The organism is Pseudomonas sp. PA-6-3C, assembly GCF_021605825.1.
GTDB classification, from domain to species: Bacteria; Pseudomonadota; Gammaproteobacteria; order Pseudomonadales; family Pseudomonadaceae; genus Aquipseudomonas; species Aquipseudomonas edaphica.
Genome location: NZ_WKDV01000071.1, coordinates 1 through 19,812 on the forward strand (window position 1 = coordinate 1; position 19,812 = coordinate 19,812).

At 58.8% G+C, this 19,812-nt stretch carries 22 protein-coding genes and 1 pseudogene; 11 read left to right on the forward strand and 12 right to left on the reverse strand.

The annotated features are described in order from the left end of the window. The 3 genes from GIW48_RS28595 to GIW48_RS28605 all read left to right on the forward strand — a co-directional run. Positions 1 to 1,367, forward strand: a 1,367-nt coding sequence (locus GIW48_RS28595) for an RHS repeat-associated core domain-containing protein (protein WP_236486605.1), incomplete at its 5' end; no start/stop codon positions are given. After that, positions 1,364 to 1,744: a hypothetical protein gene (locus tag GIW48_RS28600; RefSeq protein WP_177034976.1), complete on the forward strand. Its 381-nt coding sequence runs from the start codon at positions 1,364 to 1,366 to the stop codon at positions 1,742 to 1,744. The genes GIW48_RS28595 and GIW48_RS28600, both read left to right, overlap by 4 nt. A 208-nt stretch (positions 1,745 to 1,952) precedes the next feature. Continuing rightward, entirely contained in the window at positions 1,953 to 2,366 is a 414-nt protein-coding gene (locus tag GIW48_RS28605) for a hypothetical protein (RefSeq protein WP_176992423.1), read from the forward strand. Positions 2,367 to 2,441: 75 nt separating this feature from the next. On the opposite strand, the gene hemB is transcribed toward GIW48_RS28605, so the two are convergent. From hemB to GIW48_RS28620, 3 genes are all read right to left on the reverse strand, one after another. Further along, positions 2,442 to 3,416, reverse strand: a complete 975-nt coding sequence (gene hemB / locus GIW48_RS28610; protein ID WP_069786976.1) for a porphobilinogen synthase — start codon at positions 3,414 to 3,416, stop codon at positions 2,442 to 2,444. A gap of 115 nt (positions 3,417 to 3,531) precedes the next feature. Further along, entirely contained in the window at positions 3,532 to 4,374 is an 843-nt protein-coding gene (locus tag GIW48_RS28615) for a PhzF family phenazine biosynthesis protein (RefSeq protein ID WP_099550053.1), read from the reverse strand. A 3-nt stretch (positions 4,375 to 4,377) separates the two neighbouring features. Further along, positions 4,378 to 5,076, reverse strand: coding sequence for a glutathione S-transferase N-terminal domain-containing protein (locus GIW48_RS28620; protein ID WP_017137779.1), 699 nt, complete (start codon positions 5,074 to 5,076; stop codon positions 4,378 to 4,380). Positions 5,077 to 5,328: 252 nt separating this feature from the next. Between GIW48_RS28620 and GIW48_RS28625 the strand changes: the two genes are divergently transcribed. Both GIW48_RS28625 and GIW48_RS28630 read left to right on the forward strand, forming a co-directional pair. Continuing rightward, positions 5,329 to 6,030, forward strand: coding sequence for a histidine phosphatase family protein (locus GIW48_RS28625; RefSeq protein ID WP_099550054.1), 702 nt, complete (start codon positions 5,329 to 5,331; stop codon positions 6,028 to 6,030). Positions 6,031 to 6,229: 199 nt separating this feature from the next. After that, on the forward strand, positions 6,230 to 7,285 hold the full coding sequence (locus tag GIW48_RS28630) for a permease (protein ID WP_236462340.1): 1,056 nt from the start codon (positions 6,230 to 6,232) through the stop codon (positions 7,283 to 7,285). Positions 7,286 to 7,403: 118 nt separating this feature from the next. On the opposite strand, the gene mnmH is transcribed toward GIW48_RS28630, so the two are convergent. The 4 genes from mnmH to GIW48_RS28650 all read right to left on the reverse strand — a co-directional run bounded on the left by mnmH (position 7,404) and on the right by GIW48_RS28650 (position 10,664). Next, on the reverse strand, positions 7,404 to 8,507 hold the full coding sequence (gene mnmH, locus GIW48_RS28635) for a tRNA 2-selenouridine(34) synthase MnmH (RefSeq protein WP_236462337.1): 1,104 nt from the start codon (positions 8,505 to 8,507) through the stop codon (positions 7,404 to 7,406). Then, a complete protein-coding gene (gene selD / locus GIW48_RS28640; RefSeq protein ID WP_017134558.1) occupies positions 8,507 to 9,541 on the reverse strand; it encodes a selenide, water dikinase SelD in 1,035 nt (344 codons plus the stop codon). The genes mnmH and selD overlap by 1 nt, the downstream gene beginning before the upstream one ends. A gap of 93 nt (positions 9,542 to 9,634) precedes the next feature. Next, positions 9,635 to 10,384 (reverse strand): TerC family protein, encoded by a 750-nt coding sequence (locus GIW48_RS28645; RefSeq protein WP_017134559.1) that lies wholly within the window; start codon positions 10,382 to 10,384, stop codon positions 9,635 to 9,637. A 28-nt stretch (positions 10,385 to 10,412) separates the two neighbouring features. Further along, positions 10,413 to 10,664, reverse strand: coding sequence for a hypothetical protein (locus tag GIW48_RS28650; RefSeq protein WP_017134560.1), 252 nt, complete (start codon positions 10,662 to 10,664; stop codon positions 10,413 to 10,415). 134 nt (positions 10,665 to 10,798) lie between these two features. Here GIW48_RS28650 and nhaR point away from each other — a divergent pair, with 134 nt between their 5' ends. Continuing rightward, complete coding sequence (nhaR, locus tag GIW48_RS28655; protein WP_236462332.1) at positions 10,799 to 11,701, forward strand: transcriptional activator NhaR; 903 nt, start codon at positions 10,799 to 10,801, stop codon at positions 11,699 to 11,701. A 126-nt stretch (positions 11,702 to 11,827) separates the two neighbouring features. On the opposite strand, the gene GIW48_RS28660 is transcribed toward nhaR, so the two are convergent. Continuing rightward, complete coding sequence (locus GIW48_RS28660) at positions 11,828 to 12,985, reverse strand: MFS transporter (protein WP_017134562.1); 1,158 nt, start codon at positions 12,983 to 12,985, stop codon at positions 11,828 to 11,830. A 242-nt stretch (positions 12,986 to 13,227) separates the two neighbouring features. Here GIW48_RS28660 and sstT point away from each other — a divergent pair, with 242 nt between their 5' ends. Further along, positions 13,228 to 14,448, forward strand: a complete 1,221-nt coding sequence (sstT, locus tag GIW48_RS28665) for a serine/threonine transporter SstT (RefSeq protein ID WP_017134563.1) — start codon at positions 13,228 to 13,230, stop codon at positions 14,446 to 14,448. Positions 14,449 to 14,516: 68 nt separating this feature from the next. Here the strand turns inward: sstT and GIW48_RS28670 are convergent, their stop codons facing one another. Then, on the reverse strand, positions 14,517 to 15,026 hold the full coding sequence (locus GIW48_RS28670) for a DUF1993 domain-containing protein (RefSeq protein ID WP_017134564.1): 510 nt from the start codon (positions 15,024 to 15,026) through the stop codon (positions 14,517 to 14,519). Between the two features lie 117 nt (positions 15,027 to 15,143). Here GIW48_RS28670 and GIW48_RS28675 point away from each other — a divergent pair, with 117 nt between their 5' ends. Beyond that, positions 15,144 to 15,794 carry a YceH family protein gene (locus tag GIW48_RS28675; protein ID WP_017134565.1) on the forward strand — a complete coding sequence of 217 codons (651 nt, stop codon included), beginning with the start codon at positions 15,144 to 15,146 and terminating at the stop codon, positions 15,792 to 15,794. 120 nt (positions 15,795 to 15,914) lie between these two features. On the opposite strand, the gene GIW48_RS28680 is transcribed toward GIW48_RS28675, so the two are convergent. Beyond that, positions 15,915 to 16,733, reverse strand: a complete 819-nt coding sequence (locus GIW48_RS28680; protein ID WP_170040688.1) for a shikimate 5-dehydrogenase — start codon at positions 16,731 to 16,733, stop codon at positions 15,915 to 15,917. A gap of 156 nt (positions 16,734 to 16,889) precedes the next feature. On the opposite strand from GIW48_RS28680, the gene GIW48_RS28685 reads away from it, so the two are divergent. The 3 genes from GIW48_RS28685 (at position 16,890) to GIW48_RS28695 (ending at position 17,967) form a co-directional block, all read left to right on the forward strand. Then, on the forward strand, positions 16,890 to 17,243 hold the full coding sequence (locus tag GIW48_RS28685) for a hypothetical protein (RefSeq protein ID WP_170040687.1): 354 nt from the start codon (positions 16,890 to 16,892) through the stop codon (positions 17,241 to 17,243). A gap of 256 nt (positions 17,244 to 17,499) precedes the next feature. After that, complete coding sequence (locus tag GIW48_RS28690; protein WP_010211349.1) at positions 17,500 to 17,694, forward strand: hypothetical protein; 195 nt, start codon at positions 17,500 to 17,502, stop codon at positions 17,692 to 17,694. 90 nt (positions 17,695 to 17,784) lie between these two features. Further along, complete coding sequence (locus GIW48_RS28695) at positions 17,785 to 17,967, forward strand: hypothetical protein (protein ID WP_017135285.1); 183 nt, start codon at positions 17,785 to 17,787, stop codon at positions 17,965 to 17,967. Positions 17,968 to 17,984: 17 nt separating this feature from the next. Here GIW48_RS28695 and GIW48_RS28700 read toward each other — a convergent pair whose 3' ends face one another. Both GIW48_RS28700 and GIW48_RS28705 read right to left on the reverse strand, forming a co-directional pair. Further along, the gene (locus GIW48_RS28700; RefSeq protein WP_017135286.1) at positions 17,985 to 19,052 is read right to left on the reverse strand and encodes an AI-2E family transporter; all 1,068 of its coding nucleotides are present in this window, start codon (positions 19,050 to 19,052) and stop codon (positions 17,985 to 17,987) included. A gap of 93 nt (positions 19,053 to 19,145) precedes the next feature. Further along, a pseudogene (locus GIW48_RS28705) lies at positions 19,146 to 19,592 on the reverse strand (thioredoxin family protein); the annotation flags it as partial. Positions 19,593 to 19,812 lie beyond the last annotated feature (220 nt).

A 19,812-nucleotide genomic window follows, 5' to 3' on the forward strand; every position in this document is an offset into this window, starting at 1 on the left:
ACCAACGCCAATACGACTACGACAAAAGCGGCAACCTCACCCGCCTGCTCGACACCCGCAAAGGCGAACACCACTACCACTACGACCCCCTCGCCCGCCTGACCCGCGCCGACCACTCGCAAGACGTGCAGGAACGCTTCGGCCACGACCCGGCTGGCAACCTCCTCATGCAAGACCGCCCAGGCCCGGACATCGTGGCGGGGAACCGGTTGATGATTCAGGGCGATCATCACTACGACTACGACGCCTTCGGCAATCTGATCCGACAGCGACGTGGCAAGGGTCATCAGCTCGTCACCGAGTACCGCTACGACTGCCAGCATCGGCTGGTGGGTATTACTCAACCAAACGGGCAAACCGCCAGCTATCGCTATGACCCGTTTGGGCGGCGGATCAGCAAAACCGTTAACGACATAACCACGGAGTTTTTCTGGCAAGGCGACAAGCTGGTAGCCGAACACCACGCGGATCGGCATCGCAGTTACCTCTACGAGCCAGACAGTTTTCGGCCATTGGTCCTGCTGGAAGGCTTTGGCCCACAAGAAACAAAGCCCTTCCACTACCAACTCGACCACCTCGGCACGCCACAGGAACTGACAAACCCCGAAGGCGAAATCGTCTGGTCCGCGCACTACCGCGCCTACGGTGAAATCGCCCGCCTAGACATCAGAAAAATCGATAACCCGCTGCGCTTCCAGGGCCAATATTTTGATGCGGAAAGCGGGCTGCACTACAACCGGCATCGCTACTACAATCCAGATATTGGTCGCTACCTGACGCCGGACCCGGTGAAGCTGGCGGGTGGGATTAATGCGTACCGGTATGTGCTCAATCCTACTGGTTGGGTGGATCCGTTAGGTTTGAACACTTGTCCAGGTGACAATGGATGTATACCGCAGTCGAAAATAGAGAGCCCAACTGAAAAAACAAAGGTTGATGATCAATCGTCATCACCACCGACCCCACTTAATAAGAGAAGATATCTATATCGTGGAGATTTGAGAGAGCCCGATGAAATATTCGAAAAAGGCTTTGAGAGCAGAGGATCGAGTACAGACCTTTTCCTGCACTCATTGAACAACCTTAGCCCCCCTAGCAACTTTGTTCCTACGTCGATATACAGTAAACAAGCTCTGGCATTTGCTTCAAATTTTGGCTTCGAGGAAGGGTTCCTTTACACACTAAAAAGAATCCCTGGACGAGACGTAAACAAAGAATTGGGCATGCGATCCAAACACAGTAATGAGTCAGAAATCGCAATCCCGGGACGTATAGATACCCAAGACATTTTAGGTGCCTCGCCAGTGTATGAAGATGGCACCTACAAGGGGTACACCATATTGAACCCTAATAGGAAATTTCCATGAAATCACGTGAAATCACAATCATCAGAAACGGCATACGTGAAACCGCAATAATCGAATATGAGGGGGGCAGGCCCACTCTTTATATACTGCTGAAGAATGAAGCACGGAAAAGCTACACCGCATTAGACCTATATGAATGTTTCGGTTTATTAAGGAGCGATTTGAGAGATATAAAATTTCTATGCAAGGGTGCAAAAATCAATGTCCACCCATCAGGAATGTCTTCGCACATGTCTAATGGTCTAGTTGCTTATGAAACGACCATGGGAGTTCCGGAGGGTGAGATGGTGCATATTTTCTCTTATGAAGAAGACGATCTCACCAACGACATACAGGAGCAACATGATTTCTGCCAACGCTGGGCTGAGTCGGTGTAGACGTAGTTCGCTGCATCTGTGAAGAGCAACCTCTCTCGCCACAGGCCAGCGACCTCACCTCGGAATTTTAGGATCAGATCCCCTCCCCAAAATAAAAAGAACCTTCCATTCACCACAAAATATACACAGCGACACTCTAGTTACCACGCCAATAAAACCCAACGAAAGCCATGCAGGCCATTAAACCCAACTTCCAAGCAGAAAAAACATGGAAACGAAAAAAATAAAAATACTAGTAAACGATAAAAAAATAGAAACAACAGTAAAGTTTGACAAAAGAAAACTCATCATGAAATTTTCAGAAGCAGAAAACTTCAAGAAAATTTATGAAGGAAGGGACATTTACGTTTGCCTCGCAAAAGTCAGAGCCGACTTCCCCCATATGACCTTCTTATGCAAAGGCGCAAAATTAAATGTAATGCCTTCAAGAATGGCATCTCAAATGAGTGCAGGACTTGTTGCTTACGAAATAACCTTAGGCAAACAAGCAACTAGAAAAGATATAGTTCACATCTTTGATTATGAAGAAGAGAATCTAACGAACGACCCAAAAGAACAAATCGACTTCTTTAAAAAATGGCTGGCATCATTGGGTGCCCAAGACTATGAAAAATTCAACTGAGCGTGATCGCAAAACTTCAAAGAGCACTGCACCTGTGACGAGCAACCTCACTCGCCACAGGCCCACAACCCAAATTCAAATCCCAGCCAACGCCAAATCCATCGCAAAATACGTAAAAATCAAATCCGCGCCAGCCCGCTTGATCGACCCCAACGTTTCGCGCACCACCCGGGCCTCATCAATTGCGCCTGCCTGGGCGCCAAATTTGATCATCGCGTATTCGCCACTCACCTGATACGCCGCCACCGGCAAGCGTGAGGCTTCGCGAATGTCGCGGATGATGTCGAGGTAGGCGCCAGCCGGTTTGACCATCAGCGCATCGGCGCCTTCCTGTTCGTCGAGCAGGGACTCGCGTACGGCTTCGCGGCGGTTCATTGGGTTCATCTGGTAGCTTTTGCGGTCGCCCTTGAGGGCGCTGCCGCCGGCTTCGCGGAATGGGCCGTAGAGGGCCGAGGCAAATTTGGTGGAGTAGGCCATGATCGGGATATGGGTGAAGCCCGCGTCGTCCAAGGCACGGCGAATGGCCTGGACCTGGCCGTCCATGGCGGCCGACGGTGCGATGACATCGGCACCGGCGCGGGCGGCGGCCACGGCTTGTTTGCCGAGGTTGACCAGGGTCGCGTCGTTGTCGACGTGGGCACCGTGCATCACGCCGCAGTGGCCGTGGTCGGTGTATTCGCAGAAGCAGGTGTCAGACATCACGATCATGTCCGGCACGGCGTCCTTGATGATCGAGGACATGCGCGAGACCAGGCCGCGCTCTTTCCAGGTGTCGCTGCCGTTGGCGTCCAGGTGGTGGGACACGCCGAAGGTCATCACCGACTTGATCCCGGCACGGGCATAACGCTCGATTTCACCGGCCAGTTTTTTCTCAGGAATACGCACCACGCCCGGCATGCTGGTAATCGGCACAAAGTCGTCGATTTCTTCTTCGACAAAAATCGGCAGTACCAGGTCGTTGAGGGTGAATTCGGTTTCCTGGAACAGGCCACGCAGCTCCGGGGAGCGGCGCAGGCGGCGAGGACGGGCTTGGGGGAACTGGCTGGTCATGGCTTTCCTGGATAGCGGCAGAATAGTTGGGGCAAAAGCTTATGCCCCTTGGCCCCCGCAGCACAAACGCCCAGGGGCCAATAGTGTATTGCGTGGGCCGTAACAATATATTGATCTAGAGCTGGACTCGCCCTTCGATGCACGCCGCCACTGCGCCGCCCACCCAGATTTCATCACCTTGGCGCTCCACGTGAATTCGCCCGGCACGCCCAATCGCGGTGCCCTGGCTGACCACATACCGCTCGGGCGCGAGGCCTTCGGCCAGCAACCATTGGGCAACACCGGCATTCAAACTGCCGGTGGCCGGGTCTTCCTGGGCGCCGTCACCGGCGATAAAAGCGCGCACTTCAAAGTGGGTGTCCACCTCGTCACGCGCCGGGTCACAGGGCGCGATGACGCCAATGGCCAGGCCGTGCAATTGCGCGTAATCGGGCTGCAAGGCCAACACCTGCTCGCGGTCGGCCAGCATCACCGCCAGCCAGTCCGCGCCGTTATCCACCCACTGGCTGCGCACAATGGCCTCAGGTGCCAGGCCCAACCCCAGGCGCACGCGCTCCAGCAGGGGCGCTTCCACCGGCCCTGTGCGCAACAACGGCGGTGCAATAAACGCCAGTTCATCACCTTGGCGACGGACACGCACCAGGCCGATTTCGCACTCCTGGATAATCTCCTCACCCTTGGGCACGCCGCCTGCCTGCAGCCACGCATGGCAACTGCCCAGGGTCGGGTGCCCGGCGAACGGCAGCTCTTTAAGCGTGGTAAAAATTCTTACCCGATAATCCGCCCGTGGATCCCGCGGCGTCAGCAAAAACGTGGTCTCGCTGAGGTTGGTCCAGTTGGCGAAGTCGGCCATTTGTTGGTCGGTGAGGCTATCGGCGCCGAGCACGACCGCCAGGGGGTTGCCCTTGAGCGAAACCCGGCTGAACACATCCAGTTGCTTGAAATCGAAAGTCGGCATGTCTTAGCTCGGAATACTCAGGCCACGAATCACCGCCGGGCGGGCGACAAAACCGTCCAGCGCGCGCAGCACATTAGGGAAATCAGCGATGCCAACCAGGTCGCCGGACTCGTAGAAACCGATCAAGTTGCGGATCCATGGGAAGGTGGCAATGTCGGCGATGCTGTATTCATCACCCATGATCCAGGTGCGGCCCAGCAAGTGTTTTTCCAGCACGCCGAGCAAACGCCGAGATTCGGCGGCGTAGCGATCACGTGGGCGTTTGTCTTCGTATGCTTTGCCGGCAAACTTGTTGAAGAACCCGACCTGACCAAACATCGGGCCGATACCGGCCATCTGGAACATCAGCCACTGCAGGGTTTCGTAACGGGTGGCCGGGTCTTCGGAGAGCAACTGGCTGGTTTTTTCCGCCAGGTAAATCAGGATCGCCCCGGACTCGAACAACGCCAGCGGCTGACCGCTCGGGCCATTGGGGTCGATGATCGCCGGGATTTTATTGTTGGGGTTCAGGGACATGAACTCCGGTGACAACTGGTCCTGGGTCTCGAAACTGACCTTATGCGCTTCATAAGGCAGGCCCAGTTCCTCCAGCATGATCGACACTTTGACCCCATTGGGCGTGGGCAGCGAATACAGCTGCAAGCGCTCCGGGTGCTGGGCGGGCCATTTGCTGTTGATCGGGAAAGCGGCAAGTGCGTTCATCGGGAAGTCCCCAGGCTCAAAGTCCCCATGATAGCCACCTGCACGCCGTCCTGCATGGGTCATCATTGCGCAACATAACCGCGCTATGGTGCGCGCAGGCGAACCAAAGAGCCGATTCATACTCTTAACTGCGCCATGACGGTGAAAGGAAGACACCCCGTAACAATCACAGGTTAAACCGCAGCACGCTGGATGCGTCGCTGAGGCCAGGCTTGCCCGCCTTAATCGCTGCACTGAAGACTCGAACCTACAATGACAATCAAGCCTCTGTGCCTTGCGCAACGTCTTAAACGTTATGCCTACATCATGTTGCCGCTATTGCTGGTGGGCGGCGCCATCGGCCTGACCCTGGAGTCGCGAATCAGCCGCGCCGCGCCGGTGGACGGTGTGCAAACCCTGGTGTTCCTGCGCCACGGCGAAAAACCCGTCGGCGGCCTCGGCCAGCTCAATTGCCAGGGTTTGAACCGCGCGATGAACCTGGCCACCGTGCTGCCGGAAAAATTCGGCAAGGCCAACTACGTGTTTGCGCCCAACCCGACGCGCAATGTCGAGGAAGGCGAGCACGATAATTCCTACAGCTACATTCGACCCCTGATGACCATCAGCCCCAGCGCCATCAAGCTTGGCCTGCCGGTGAACATCAAGTTCTCCGCCAATGACACCCACGACCTCGCCGATGAGCTGGTGGAAGACAAGTACCACAATTCCATCATCTACACCGCCTGGTCACACGGTTATTTGCCGGAGCTGATCAACCGGGTGGCCAGTGAAGCCTCGGGTGAAAAACACACCATCACGGACGATTGGTCGGGCGGCGATTACGACACGCTCTATGTACTGACACTGACCTGGCACAACGGCAAGGCTTCGCTGCTGAGCCGCAACTACAAGCAAGGCCTGGATAACGGCCAGCAGACATGCCCGGATGCAACCCAAGTGAGCGCGGATATCTGAAGCCCTGCAGATAGAGCCCACGCTCCCGCGTAGGAATTCACTCCGTAACGCTCAACTTTCACCCTGCGCGAGGTTCAGGTGCTGGGGCCAGCGTCGCGACGCAGAGCGTCTCAGCCTGCATTCCCACGCAGGAGCGTGGGAACGATCGGTGGTAGGCGCGTATGATGGCCCGCTATTGAATCATCTGCGGACCTGCACCATGCCCAACCTCATCTCCACCCAGCCCAACCGGGGCTGGTCGTTCTGGTGGAAACCAGCGCTGTTCATATTGGTGGCCTGCATCGGCCTCTATTACGTGAAGTGGTCGCCCTACTACCTCAAGGCCTTTGTCGCTGCGGATAACCACAGCATCGGCGCCTCGATTCTCAACGATCAGCAAAGCTCACCCTTGGCCGCGGCACTGGCCTATGCTCAGGTGTATTTCCTGGCGATCTGGAAAGCTGCCGTATTGGCGGTGATTCTGGGGTCACTGCTGCAAGTGTTGATCCCCCGCGACTGGCTATTGCGCCTGTTTGGCCGCGCCGGGCTGGGTTCGACCCTGCGTGGCGGGCTGTTCGCCTTGCCGGGGATGATGTGCAGTTGCTGCGCGGCCCCGGTGGCAGCGGGCATGCGCCGTCAGCAGGTGTCGGTGGGCGCGGCGCTGGCCTTCTGGATCGCCAACCCGGTGCTGAACCCGGCAACCTTAGTGTTCATGGGCTTTGTGCTGGGTTGGGGCTTTACCGCGTTACGCCTGGTGGCGGGGATTGTGCTGGTGGTGGGCGTGTCGCTGGTCGCACAACGCATTTCCCGTCCCGACCATGTGCCGGAAGCGGCACTGGACGCAGTGGCTGACGCGAGTCAGACCGAGTCGCAGCCATTTTTGAGCCGGTGGCTGCGGACTCTGTGGCAGCTGTTCTGGAGCACGATCCCGATCTATATCGTCGCCGTGCTGATTCTGGGCGCCGCGCGGGTGTGGCTGTTTCCCCATGTCGACGGGGCCATGGCCGATAGCCTGGTGTGGCTGATACCGCTGGCCATCGTCGGCACGCTGTTCGTCATTCCTACGGCAGCCGAGATTCCTATCGTACAAACCATGATGACATTGGGCATGGGCACCGGCCCGGCCGTGGCGTTGCTGATGACCTTGCCCAGCGTGAGCCTGCCGTCGCTGTTGATGCTGCGCAAGGACTTCGATGCGCGGGTGCTGGTGACGGTGGCCGGGCTGACCATGCTGGTGGGGGTGGTGTGTGGGCTGATCGGGGCGGTGATTCTTTAGGCTTTGTTGTGGGGCTTAGGGCCTAATCGCAGGCAAGCCAGCTCCCACATGTTGATCTGTGAATGCAGTCAAATGTGGGGGCTGGCTTGCCTGCGATGAGGCCCTCAAACCCACCGCATCACCCCCGCCTGGCACCCCGCTCGCGCAAGTACTCCACCACCGCGCCCTGCTCCCCTGCAAACTCGATTCGCGCACCTTTGCTTTCACGCTGGAACGCATACATCGGGTCGTAATACTCGCGCAACAGGCCTTCGATCCACACCCGGTGTAAATCCACAGCACCGCTGCGCGCCTGCTCTGCCAGGGCATCTTGCAAAATGGCCTGCAAGCGCTGGAAGCGTTCGCCACCCAGGCGCTTGTGGATGTTGGCCAGGCTCTGGGTCAAGCGCTCGGCAAACAACGCCTGCCCGCCTTCGCCAAACACCGCGATAAATTCGGCGCAAAGATCAACAACGTAATCGCGCAGAATCCGTTCGACGCGGCCTTCAACACTGTCTTGCAGCCACACCATCGGGAAGGTCTGCATGCCCTTATGCAACGGCAACGGCAGTGCACAGCTGCCGATCATGCGGCTTTCGTCCTCGACCACAAACTGTTCGATACCGCCCGCGCGTTTCTTCAGCAGGTCCACCGCCAGGCGGTTCTCAAAGTCGATGTTGGACGGTTGCGCCGTCGCGCGCTTGCCGAAGCTGGAGCCGCGATGGTTGGCGTGCCCTTCAAGGTCCAAGGCATTGCGCAACTGGCTCAACACCTCGGTCTTGCCGGTCCCGGTCATGCCGCCGAGCAAGACGAAATCACACTCGGCCGTCGCTTGCTCCAGGGTTTCCAGCAGAAAGGTGCGCATGGCCTTGTAACCACCGCCGACGCGGGGATACTCGATACCCGCTTCGGTCTTCAACCATTGCTGCACGATCTGCGACCGCAGCCCGCCGCGAAAGCAGTACAGGTAACCGTCGGGGTTGGCCTGGGCGAATTGCGCCCAATGCTCGATGCGCTCGGCCTTGATTGCCCCGGACACCAACTCATGCCCCAGCACGATGGCCGCTTGCTGGCCCTGCTGTTTGTAGCAGGTGCCGACCCGCTGGCGTTCGTCGTCGGTCATCAGCGGCAGGTTGACCACGCCGGGAAACGCGCCCTTGGTGAACTCGATCGGCGCGCGGGTATCCATCATCGGCCGGTCGTTGAGGAAGATGTCGCGGTAGTTGGTGATGTCAGTTGCCATCAAAACACCTCTACCGCGTGGGTCTGTCGCTCAACCAGTGCGCCGATTGGCTCAAGGCTCAGGCCCAGTTCTGCGGCCACAGAGTGAAACTCGGCGTCGCCCTCCGGGGTAACGGCGATCAGCAGGCCGCCGCTGGTCTGTGGGTCGCACAGCACGCGCTTGTGCAGTTCCTGCAGACGCCCCAGCTTGCTTGAATAGCTGTCGAAATTACGCAAGGTGCCACCGGGCATGCAGCCTTGGTCCAAGTAGTCCTCGATTCCGGCCAGGCGTGGGACTTTGGCGTATTCGATACGGGCGGTGAGACCACTGCCGTCGGCCATTTCCACCAGATGACCCAACAGGCCGAAACCGGTGACATCGGTCATTGCCGTTACGCCGGCCAACTTGCCAAAACGGCTGCCAGGCTTGTTGAGCGTGCACATCCAGTCACGGGCCAGGCCGATGTCCGCCTCGCGCAATTTGCCCTTCTTCTCGGCGGTGGTAAGGATGCCGATGCCCAGCGGTTTGGTCAGGTACAGCTTGCAACCCGCGGTGGCGGTGTCGTTGCGCTTCATATGGCGCTTTTGCACGATGCCGGTCACGGCCAGGCCGAAGATCGGCTCCGGCGCGTCGATAGAGTGCCCGCCGGCCAGCGGAATACCGGCGGCGTCGCACACCGAGCGGCCGCCACGGATCACTTCGCGGGCTACTTCCGGCGCCAGCACATTCACTGGCCAGCCCAGAATCGCAATGGCCATCAACGGGTCGCCGCCCATGGCGTAGATATCGCTGATCGCGTTGGTGGCGGCAATACGGCCGAAGTCGAACGGATCATCGACAATCGGCATGAAAAAGTCGGTGGTGGAGACCACGCCGCGTTCGTCGTCGATGGCGTACACCGCCGCATCGTCACGCGAGGCGTTGCCCACCCACAGGTTGGGGTCGAGGTTCTGTGCGCCGCTGCCGGCGAGGATCACTTCCAGCACCTGGGGCGAAATCTTGCAGCCGCAACCCGCGCCGTGGCTGTACTGGGTGAGGCGAATCGGCTCGTTCATGGTGGACCTCAAGGTAACAAGTGGGCCGATTCTAACAGACAGCAAAAAGCCGGCTGGGCTCTTGTGAGCACAGCCGGCTTTTTGCTTCAGCGCTTACGGGCGGGCTGCCAGCAAGCGTTTGTGACGGTTACGCCGGGCAATGTTCAGGCATTCGATCACCGCCGAGAACGCCATGGCCGCATACACATAGCCTTTTGGCACATGGGCGCCGAAACCTTCGGCGATCAGCGTCATGCCGATCATGATCAAGAAGCCCAGGGCCAGCATCACCACGGTCGGGTTGTCGTTGATGAACTTGGCCAACGGCTCGGCCGCCACCAGCATCACGATCACCGAGACCACCACGGCGATGATCATGATCGGCAGGTGCTCGGTCATGCCCACGGCGGTAATGATGCTGTCGATGGAGAACACCAGGTCGAGCAACAGGATCTGCCCAATCGCGGCGGCAAAGCCGATGGCCACGGTGTTGCTGACGCTGGCTTTCTCCTCGGGCTCCGGGTCCATGCTGTGGTGGATCTCGGTGGTGGCCTTCCACACCAGGAACAGGCCACCGGCGATCAGGATCATGTCCTTCCAGGAAAACGCCTGGCCGAAAATTTCGAACACCGGCGCGGTCAGTTGCACGATAAACGCGATGGTACTCAACAGGCCCAGACGCAGGATCAACGCCATGCTGATGCCTATACGCCGCGCTTTGGCCCGGTGTTTTTCGGGCAGCTTGTTGGTGAGGATCGAGATGAAGATCAGGTTGTCGATGCCCAGCACGATTTCCATGACGATCAAGGTGGCCAGTGCAACCCAGGCGGTCGGGCTGGCGGCCAGTTGTAAAAGGTAGTCCATAGGTCAGTCCTGACGTTGTGCTGGGAAATTAAGCTTCTTTACGCTGGGTTTCAGATTCTTTTTCGGCCTGCTCAGCGTCTTTTTCAGGTTTGATCAAACCTTGGGTCGCTTCACTCAATGCCTGCTCGGCGGCCTTGTGGGTGTCATCGATGGCTTGTTTGGCCGATTCGGTGGCTTTGCCCAGCACCTGCTGCGCGCTCTTTTCGACTTGATCACAGCCGCTGATCATCACCAATGAAAGCGCAAGTACGGACGCCGCGCCCAGGGAATTGAGTTTCATCATGTATTCCTCGTTAGAACCATTGGGTCCAAATAGTGGCCCCTCGATAGCGAGGCATTCTATGCAGCTGAACAGTTCAGTAAAATTCGTATTTTTCTCACGTATACTTCGATTTTTACGAAGTGTAGACCGCCATGCTCAATTATCGACAATTGCATTACTTCTGGGTGGTGGCCAAGACCGGCAGTATTGTGCGCGCCTGTGAGCAACTGAACCTCACGCCGCAGACCATCAGCGGCCAGATCAGCCTGCTGGAGCAGACCTTTGGTATCGCCCTGTTTCAGCGTGTCGGTCGCCAATTGGAACTCACCGAAGCCGGGCGACGGGCCTTGCCCTATGCCGAGCAGATGTTCCAGACCGGTAACGAGCTGGAAGCCATGTTGCGCGCAGCACCCGACGAACAGCAGATCCTGTTTCGGGTCGGGGTCGCGGATGTGGTGCCAAAATCCATCGTTTATCGGCTGATCGCGCCGACCATGGAGTTGAGCGAGCCGATGCGCATCACCTGCCGCGAAGACAAACTCGAACGGTTATTGGCCGACCTGGCGATCCAGCGCCTGGACCTGGTGATCTCCGACAGCCCTATGCCCACGCATCTGGACATCAAAGGCTACAGTCAGAAACTCGGGGAATGCGGCATCAGCTTTTTCGCCACCCAGGCATTGGCGGACCAATACGGCGGCGATTTCCCACACTGCCTGCAGGGCGCGCCGTTATTGATTCCGGGCGCAGAGACGGTGGTGCGCAGCCGCTTGCAGCGCTGGTTTGCCGAGCAGCAGATCCAGCCGAAGATCATCGGCGAGTTCGACGACAGCGCGTTGATGCAGGCGTTTGGGAAGTCGGGCAGCGGGATATTTATCGCCCCCAGCGTGATCGCCGATGAGGTGGTGCGCCAATATGGCGTGGCGCTGATCGGCCAGACCGATGCGGTCACCGAGTCGTTCTACGCGATCTCGGTGGAACGCAAGATCAAGCACCCCGGCATCGTGGCGATTACCGAAGGGGCGCGGCGCGAGCTGTTTACCGCCCTGCCCTGACGGCAAGGTGTGGGAGCTGGCTTGCCTGCGATAGCATCACCTCGGTCTTACTGATACACCGAGGTGCCTGCATCGCGGGCAAGCCCGGCTCCCACATAAGCCTGATCCCGTCCCAGCCAGGCTGACTCAGGCGCTGGACGCCATCGGCTGCTCGGCGGTCATCAACCACAGCGCCAGCAGGATCGATACGAGGATAAATCCGGACGCCGCAAACCCCAGGCTGGCAAGGCCAAGGGTGTCGATCACATGCCCACCCACCATTGCCCCCAGGCCAATACCCAAGTTGGCGCCAGCGATATTCAGCGACGCCGCAAACGCCGGGGCGTGGGGCGCGGCTTTCATCAGGCGCACATGGCTGACCAGAAACATCGCCGCCTGGGTCACGCCCCACACCGCCATCGCCGCTGCCAGGCCGAGGGTGGAGTGAATCGCCGGGACCACCGCGACCATGCCGGCGATCATGAACCCGCAAAACACCATGGACGCAATCAGCGGGTGACGATCCACCGCACGCCCGCCGAGGGCGTTGCCGATCAGGCCCACTGCGCCAAAACCCATCAGGCACCAGCCCACCAGCGTGCCGTCGAAGCCGGCCAGGCGCTCAAGGATGTCTGCCAGGTAGGTGTAAGCGGTAAACATGCCGCTGAAAACCAGGATCGACAGCAGGATATGGCCCTGCATCAACGGGTTGCGCAGGAGCTTGAACTGCGAGCGCAGGCTCACCTGATCGTTCTTCGGTGTGGTCACCGGCAGGTAGATAAACAGCAGCAAGGCCTTGGCCAACGCCACCACGGCGAGAATCGCAAACGCTGTGCGCCAGCCGAACATATCGGAGATCAAAGTGCCAACCGGAATGCCGAACACCGTGGCGCAGACAATCCCGAAACCGATCTTTTCAATGGCCCGGCCGGCAAACTCCGGCCCGACGATGTCCACCGCCGTTTCACTCGCCAAGGCCCAAAACACTGGCAAACCCAACGCCGGAATCAAGCGCGCCAAGGCCATGACCCAGATGTTCGGCGCCAATGCCGCCACGGTATTAGCCAGCGCAAACATGATCAGGATGCAGATAAACAGGCGCTTGCGCTGGAACCGCGCGAAGTATGCGGTCAGGAACGGCCCGAATGCCGCCACGGTAAACGCGAACAACGTCACCAGCAGCCCGGCCTGGGACACGCTGACGTTCAGGTCGCGGGCGATCGACGGCAGCAGCCCGACAATGATGAATTCTGTGGTCAGCACGGTAAAACCGGCGGCCGACAGCAGCAGGATAGGGAACAACATGAAAACTCCAGAAACGACGACATCAACGACAGCCCGAAGGGCTCGCTGACGGAGAGGAAAGATGAGAGGCCGCAATCTTAACAGAATAGGCCTTGGCCTGGCCAAACCCTACAGTTGAGGGTGACGGAATGCCGCACCGAAACGGGACGCTTCCTACAGCATGTTAGACTTTGGGCCTGCTTCCTACGTCGCTATGTGCCTGCAATGCTGCGTCCAACTAAAAAAACTAGAGACAACTGTTTATGACTGCTGCCCCTTCCCTGCTGCAACGACTGATGCGCGTCAGCCTGGTCACCCAAATTGTCATCGGCCTGGTGGCCGGTATCTTACTGGCCTTGCTGTTGCCCGAGGCTGCGCGAGCCACTGGTTTTATCGGCAAGGTGTTTGTCACCGCGCTGAAGGCCGTTGCGCCGATTCTGGTGTTTGTCTTGGTCATGGCGTCTATCGCCAACCATAAACATGGCCAGGAAACCCATATCAAGCCAATCCTGTTCCTGTACCTGCTCGGCACCTTTGCCGCTGCCGTCGTCGCAGTGGTTGCCAGCATGCTGTTCCCGTCGCCTTTGGTGCTGGCTACCCATGACGCCACCGTCAGCGCCCCCGGCGGCATCGGCGAAGTGCTGCAAAGCCTGCTGCTGAGCGTGGTGGATAACCCGGTGAGCGCGCTGATGAATGCCAACTTTATCGGCATCCTGGCCTGGGCCATCGGCATGGGCATCGCGATTCGCCATGCAGGTGTTACCACTCGCACGGTGCTCGATGACCTGTCCAATGGCGTCACCCTGATCGTGCGCGTCGTCATCCGCTTTGCGCCGCTGGGTATCTTCGGCCTGGTGGCCTCGACCCTGGCCACCTCCGGTTTCGGCGCCCTGCTCGGCTATGCCCACCTGCTGGTGGTGCTGATCGGCTGCATGCTGTTTGTCGCGCTGGTGATCAACCCCGCCATCGTGTTCTGGAAACTGCGCCGCAACCCTTATCCGCTGGTGCTGATGTGCTTGCGCGAAAGCGGCATCACCGCATTCTTCACGCGCAGTTCGGCGGCGAATATTCCGGTGAACCTGGCGCTGAGCAAACGCCTGGGCCTGCATGAAGACACTTACTCGGTGTCGATCCCGCTGGGCGCCACCATCAATATGGCCGGCGCGGCGATTACCATCACCGTGTTGACCCTGGCCGCTGTGCACACGCTCGGTATTGCCGTGGACCTGCCAACCGCCGTGCTGCTCAGCGTGGTCGCGGCGGTATGTGCCTGCGGCGCGTCGGGTGTGGCCGGTGGCTCGTTGCTGCTGATTCCCCTGGCGTGCAGCCTGTTCGGCATTCCCAGCGAGATCGCCATGCAGGTGGTGGCCGTAGGCTTCATCATCGGTGTGCTGCAGGACTCGGCGGAAACCGCGCTCAACTCGTCCACCGATGTGCTGTTCACGGCAGCCGCCTGCCTGGGCAAGGAAGAGCAAACGGCTTAACTATCCAGGCGTAAAAAAGCCCGGGGCGTTCGACAGCAACGATCCCGGGCTTTTTTGTATCTGGATGCTTAGAAAGCGCCCATGTAATCGCGTTTGCCCACTTCCACACCGTTGTGACGCAGCAAAGCGTAAGCGGTGGTGACGTGGAAGAAGAACTGCGGCAGGCCATAGGTCAGCAGGTAAGACTGACCGCTGAAGCGCTTCTCTTTCGGCGTGCCTGGGCGGGTGATGATCTCGATGCCTTCCTTGCCGTCGATTTGCTCAGGCTTGATGGTGTCGACAAATGCCAGCACCTTGGCGATCAGTGCTTGCAGATCGGCGAAGGTCACTTCGCTGTCTTCGTACTTCGGCACTTCGATCTCGGCCAGGCGCGCGGAAACGCCCTTGGCGAAGTCGACGGCGATCTGCACTTGGCGCACCAGCGGGAACATGTCCGGGAACAGACGCGCTTGCAGCAAGGCATTGGGTTCGATGTTCTTGGCGGTGGCGTGGGCTTCGGCTTTGTTCAGCACGTCGCTCAGCGCGTTGAGCATTTGCTTGAAGACCGGGATGGAGGCGGCGTACAGGGAAATAGTCATGACAGTCTCACGGTGATGGCAGGGTTTGGAACCAGCGGCGATTATAGCCATGCCTGCGGCTTGTCTTTTATTTTTTCAGGATTAGGCTAGTGAGCTTCACTGCATAGGGAAAGCGCGATGACCGCCGAGCACGACACCGACACCCCTGAGCCGCGCCTGAACAGCACGGAAATCCGCATCCTGGGCTGCCTGATCGAAAAACAGGCGACCAACCCGGAGACCTACCCGCTCACACTCAATGCGCTGGTGTTGGCCTGCAACCAGAAGACCAGCCGGGAACCGGTGACCAACTTGAGCCAGGGCCAGGTCGGCCAGAGCCTGCGGGTGCTCGAGGGCCAAGGCTTTACCCGCCTGGTGATGGGCAGCCGCGCCGACCGCTGGGAGCATCGGGTGGACAAGGCACTGGAGCTGGTGCCGGCCCAGGTAATCCTGATCGGGCTGCTGTTTCTGCGCGGGCCGCAGACCGTCAACGAACTGCTGACCCGCAGCGGGCGCATGCATGACTTTGAAGATGCCGAACAGGTCGTGCACCAGCTTGAACGCCTGATTGCGCGCGGGCTGGCAGTATTGGTGCCGCGCCAGGCAGGGCAACGGGAAGATCGTTATACCCATGCGTTGGGGGATCCGGCGGATATTGAGGCGATCATCGCGGCACGCGGGAGCCCGGTGGAGCGCTCGGCGGGTGGGGTTTCGGTGGAGCGAATCGAAGAACTTGAAGCCAGGATTGCAGCGCTGGAAGAGCGTTTGGCCCAACTGGAACAGGCTTAACTCGATTAAAAATGTGGGAGCGGGCTTGCCCGCGATTGCGGTGGGTCAGTGATGTATAAGGCGGCTGACACGCCCTCATCGCGGGCAAGCCCGCTCCCACATTTGGATCTGCGCAGTGCTTTAGGTTCGGGCAAAGGCCACCGCCGCCTCAAACTGCTCTTGCGTCGGCCGCACACCGGTGTACAGCACAAACTGCTCCAACGCCTGGATTGCGATCACTTCCAACCCGGTAATCACTCGTTTGCCCTGGGCACGCCCGCGCACGATCAACGGCGTTTCGGCGGGGATCGCCACCACATCGAATACAGTGTCAGCAGCGTCCACAGCGTCCGCCTCGAAGGCCAACTGGTCCGCTTCTGCACCGCCGGTCATGCCGATCGGCGTCACGTTGACCAGCATCTGTGGGCGCAACTCGCCCAGCTCTGCTTGCCACTCATACCCCAGGCTCTGCGCCAACGCCCGGCCCGCCGCTTCGTTGCGCGCCACAATCACGCCGTTGGCATAACCGCCGTCACGCAGGGCACTGGCCACCGCCTTGCCCATGCCGCCGCTGCCACGCAGCGCGAAGGTCGAATCCTTGGGCACCGCGTGCTTTTTCAGCAATTGTTCCACGGCAATGTAGTCGGTGTTGTAGGCCTTGAGATGGCCGTCGGTGTTAACGATGGTGTTGAGCGAAGTAATGGCCTTGACCGAGGCATCCAACTCATCGACCAGGGCAATGGCAGCTTCCTTGAACGGCATGGACACCCCGCAACCACGGATGCCCAGCGCCCGAATACCGCCGATCGCGCCGGGCAAATCCTGGCTGCTGAAGGCTTTATAGTAGAAGTTCAGCCCCAGCTGTTCGTACAGATGGTTGTGAAATCGCAAGCCAAAATTCCCGGGACGCGCCGACAATGACATGCACAGTTGGGTGTCCTTGTTGGGGTGCATCTGCATGGAAAACTCCTTTGAGTAAGCAAATCGGTACAGACCTTACACAACCTTTACCTAGCGGCGGTGCTGTTTTTCAGAAATACGTTGTCTTAAAAGTATCCCCGCGACAATCCTTGAGTCTATTGATTGCAGACCACAAGCGCAGGGGCTAACCGAGGAATGACCATGATTCGTAAAATCCCCAAAATCGCCTTGCTTATCGGCGCACTCGCTATGGCAGGCCAAGCCTCCGCCCACGGTGGTGGTTGGGGTGGCCCGGCCATATTGGGTGGTTTGATCGGCGCAGCCGTTGTCGGCTCCGTAGTTGCCAGCCAATCCCAGCCGGTTTACGTGCAGCAACCGGTGTATGTCCAGCCTCAACCGGTGTATGCCGCACCGCCGCCGGTCTACTACGCACCGCCACCGCCGGTGTATGTGCAACAGCGGGTTTACTACCGCCCGGCGCCGGTCTATTACGGCCCACCACGCGGCTACTATGGCCCTCCCTACGGTTATTATGGCCGCGGCTGGTAACACGCAGTCAGGTTAGAAATGAACAGGCCTCGCCCACACGCGGGGTCTTTTTTTACCTGCGTTTTGCCTGGGTTTTGCCTGAAAAGCCCGGTTTTATCATGCCAAGGTCGCTATGAGGACAATGCCCGAGCCGCAATCCCACATCATGACGGTCAAATGTCCACTTGCTTGACCTGGGCCTGCGCTGTCATGTTTACGTCACTCAACGGTCTCACTATCGAGCGGTCCACCCAATAACAATTAAGGACGACTGACCATGCCCACGCAAAACCCGCACCGCACCGCTGGCCTGTGCACGTCCAGCAAGGTTTACAGCGCACTTACCGAACTCAAGCACCTTGAGGGCCACCGCAGCGCAAAATTTCTCGCGCTGCTGGCAGAAAACCTGGTGCGCAAAGGCCTGCTCAGCGAGCAGGAAGTGGTGAACATGCTCGATCAAGTAGTGGATTGACGCCTGGCGTTAATGTTGACTATCGAGAAGGGTGATTTTTCCTACGCGCCATCAGCCCGTAAGGTGACCCCCATACCTTTGGAGGTGCCTATGCCTACTGTTCAAATCATGTCCGTTGTCGGCAGTGCCGTCCCCGCCCCACTCCGGGAGCTCGGGTTGCTGGCCTGCTGGTATGTGGTACGCGATGGCGAAACCATCAGCGGCCCGCTCACCTCGCTGTCCGCTGCGCAACAACAGCAACAACAGGTGTCGAACTTCAGGCTCCATGCCTGAAGCCTCACGCCTGAGAACTAGGGCAATGGCAGTTTGACCCGCGGCTTGCTTTCGACAAACAACGCCCAACTGGACATAAACAGCGCCGCCACCAGCGGCCCGATCACAAAGCCATTCAAGCCAAACACCGACAGGCCGCCCAAGGTCGAGATCAGGATCAGGTAATCCGGCATCTTGGTGTCTTTGCCCACCAGGATCGGACGCAATACATTGTCCACCAGCCCGATCACGAACACGCCGAACAAGCCCAGTACCACGCCCTGCCAGATCGAACCGCTCAACAGGAAGTAGGCGGCCACCGGCCCCCACACGATCCCAGCGCCGACGGCTGGCAGCAACGACAGAAACGCCATCAACACCGCCCAGAGCAACGCGCTGGGAATGTCCAGAAACCAGAAGATCAAACCACCCAGCGCACCCTGGGTCACGGCGACCAACACGTTGCCTTTGACGGTCGCACGTACCACCCGATTGAACTTGAGTTGCAACCGGCGCTTTTGCGGCTCGGCCAACGGCACCGCCGTACGTACTTTGCGCACCAGTTCCGGGCCGTCACGCAGCAGGAAAAACAGCAGGTACAGCATGATGAAAAAGCTCACCAGGAAATCAAACGTGCCCTGGCCGAAGCTGAACGCCTGGGTGGCAAAGAACTGGCTGCCTTGCATGGCGCTCTTGACGATCTTTTCCCGCAGCCCCTCCAGATTACCCATGCCGAAGCGGTCGAGCAGATGCTGGAAATAAGGCGGCAGGATGTTCTTGAACTGTTCGATATACCCCGCCACGTCCAATTTGCCGCTTTCGATATTTTTATAGAGGGTGGCGCCCTCTTGCACCAGCAGCACGCTGGTGATGATCACCGGCAAAATTGCGATCACCAGGCATACCGTAAGGGTGGCCAGGGACGTCAGGTTGCGGTTCCAGCTGAAGCGTTGCTGCAGGCGCCGCTGCATCGGGGCGAAGATGATGCCAAGGATGACCGCCCAGAACACCGCGCCATAGAACGGCAGCAATATCCAGATAAAGGCGATGGTCACCAGGGCCAGCAATAACAGCAGGGTTTTGAATTGAAGGTTGGTTTGGTTCATGTCCGGTCCATGTCAGAAAAGCAGAGGGCCTTCAGCGGCCCTGTTGCTTAGTCCGCGGCAGAACCTGGGAGTGCCCTTCAAGCGTAGACCGCCTCATTGAATCGCCCTGGCCTCATTCAACAGTGCTTCAATCATCAGTTCCTGAGCCTCGTAGCGTCCCTCACCGAAGTGGCTGTAACGCACGTGCCCCTTGGCATCGATCAGGTAGTGGGCCGGCCAATATTGGTTATCGAAGCTGCGCCAGATCGCGTAGTTATTGTCGATAGCCACCGGATCACCGATGCCCAGCTTGCGCACCTGTTCCTTGACGTTGGCCGGGATGTGCTCAAACGCGTATTCGGGCGTGTGTACGCCAATCACCACCAAACCGTCTTTTTCATAGCGTTTGGCCCAGGTATTGACGTAGGGCAGCGCACGCCGGCAGTTGATGCAGTCATAGGTCCAGAAATCCACCAGCACCACTTTGCCTTTGAGCGCTTCAAGGCTCAGAGGCGGTGAGTTGAGCCATTCGACCGCTCCCGCCAGCGACGGCGTGGCACCCGCAGGTTGCTTGCTCTCGCCACTGGCCATCCAGCTTGCGGTCAGAGCGAAAGCCAGCAGCAGGCTGGTAAACAGGAATGTGATAGGTCGCATGGTGATTACCTTGTCGAGTCGCAGAGTGCCTATTGAAACCCTCTGAGGTATCACGCCTGTGTCGAACGGCACCCGCCGATACACAGCGATACAAAACCCGCAAAAGCCCGACCTGGATCAATAGATG

Bases quoted from the DNA above. Each gene is read 5' to 3' on its own strand.
- GIW48_RS28675 (WP_017134565.1), top strand. From the start codon at position 15,144: ATGACCGCCGAGCACGACACCGACACCCCTGAGCCGCGCCTGAACAGC.
- GIW48_RS28620 (WP_017137779.1), bottom strand. From the start codon at position 5,076: ATGAACGCACTTGCCGCTTTCCCGATCAACAGCAAATGGCCCGCCCAG.
- mnmH (WP_236462337.1), bottom strand. From the start codon at position 8,507: ATGGCAACTGACATCACCAACTACCGCGACATCTTCCTCAACGACCGG.
- GIW48_RS28625 (WP_099550054.1), top strand. From the start codon at position 5,329: ATGACAATCAAGCCTCTGTGCCTTGCGCAACGTCTTAAACGTTATGCC.
- GIW48_RS28605 (WP_176992423.1), top strand. From the start codon at position 1,953: ATGGAAACGAAAAAAATAAAAATACTAGTAAACGATAAAAAAATAGAA.
- GIW48_RS28630 (WP_236462340.1), top strand. From the start codon at position 6,230: ATGCCCAACCTCATCTCCACCCAGCCCAACCGGGGCTGGTCGTTCTGG.
- GIW48_RS28650 (WP_017134560.1), bottom strand. From the start codon at position 10,664: ATGAAACTCAATTCCCTGGGCGCGGCGTCCGTACTTGCGCTTTCATTG.
- GIW48_RS28695 (WP_017135285.1), top strand. From the start codon at position 17,785: ATGCCTACTGTTCAAATCATGTCCGTTGTCGGCAGTGCCGTCCCCGCC.
- GIW48_RS28680 (WP_170040688.1), bottom strand. From the start codon at position 16,733: ATGCAGATGCACCCCAACAAGGACACCCAACTGTGCATGTCATTGTCG.
- GIW48_RS28615 (WP_099550053.1), bottom strand. From the start codon at position 4,374: ATGCCGACTTTCGATTTCAAGCAACTGGATGTGTTCAGCCGGGTTTCG.
- hemB (WP_069786976.1), bottom strand. From the start codon at position 3,416: ATGACCAGCCAGTTCCCCCAAGCCCGTCCTCGCCGCCTGCGCCGCTCC.
- GIW48_RS28660 (WP_017134562.1), bottom strand. From the start codon at position 12,985: ATGTTGTTCCCTATCCTGCTGCTGTCGGCCGCCGGTTTTACCGTGCTG.
- GIW48_RS28670 (WP_017134564.1), bottom strand. From the start codon at position 15,026: ATGACTATTTCCCTGTACGCCGCCTCCATCCCGGTCTTCAAGCAAATG.
- GIW48_RS28645 (WP_017134559.1), bottom strand. From the start codon at position 10,384: ATGGACTACCTTTTACAACTGGCCGCCAGCCCGACCGCCTGGGTTGCA.
- GIW48_RS28600 (WP_177034976.1), top strand. From the start codon at position 1,364: ATGAAATCACGTGAAATCACAATCATCAGAAACGGCATACGTGAAACC.
- GIW48_RS28685 (WP_170040687.1), top strand. From the start codon at position 16,890: ATGACCATGATTCGTAAAATCCCCAAAATCGCCTTGCTTATCGGCGCA.
- nhaR (WP_236462332.1), top strand. From the start codon at position 10,799: ATGCTCAATTATCGACAATTGCATTACTTCTGGGTGGTGGCCAAGACC.
- GIW48_RS28700 (WP_017135286.1), bottom strand. From the start codon at position 19,052: ATGAACCAAACCAACCTTCAATTCAAAACCCTGCTGTTATTGCTGGCC.
- sstT (WP_017134563.1), top strand. From the start codon at position 13,228: ATGACTGCTGCCCCTTCCCTGCTGCAACGACTGATGCGCGTCAGCCTG.
- selD (WP_017134558.1), bottom strand. From the start codon at position 9,541: ATGAACGAGCCGATTCGCCTCACCCAGTACAGCCACGGCGCGGGTTGC.
- GIW48_RS28690 (WP_010211349.1), top strand. From the start codon at position 17,500: ATGCCCACGCAAAACCCGCACCGCACCGCTGGCCTGTGCACGTCCAGC.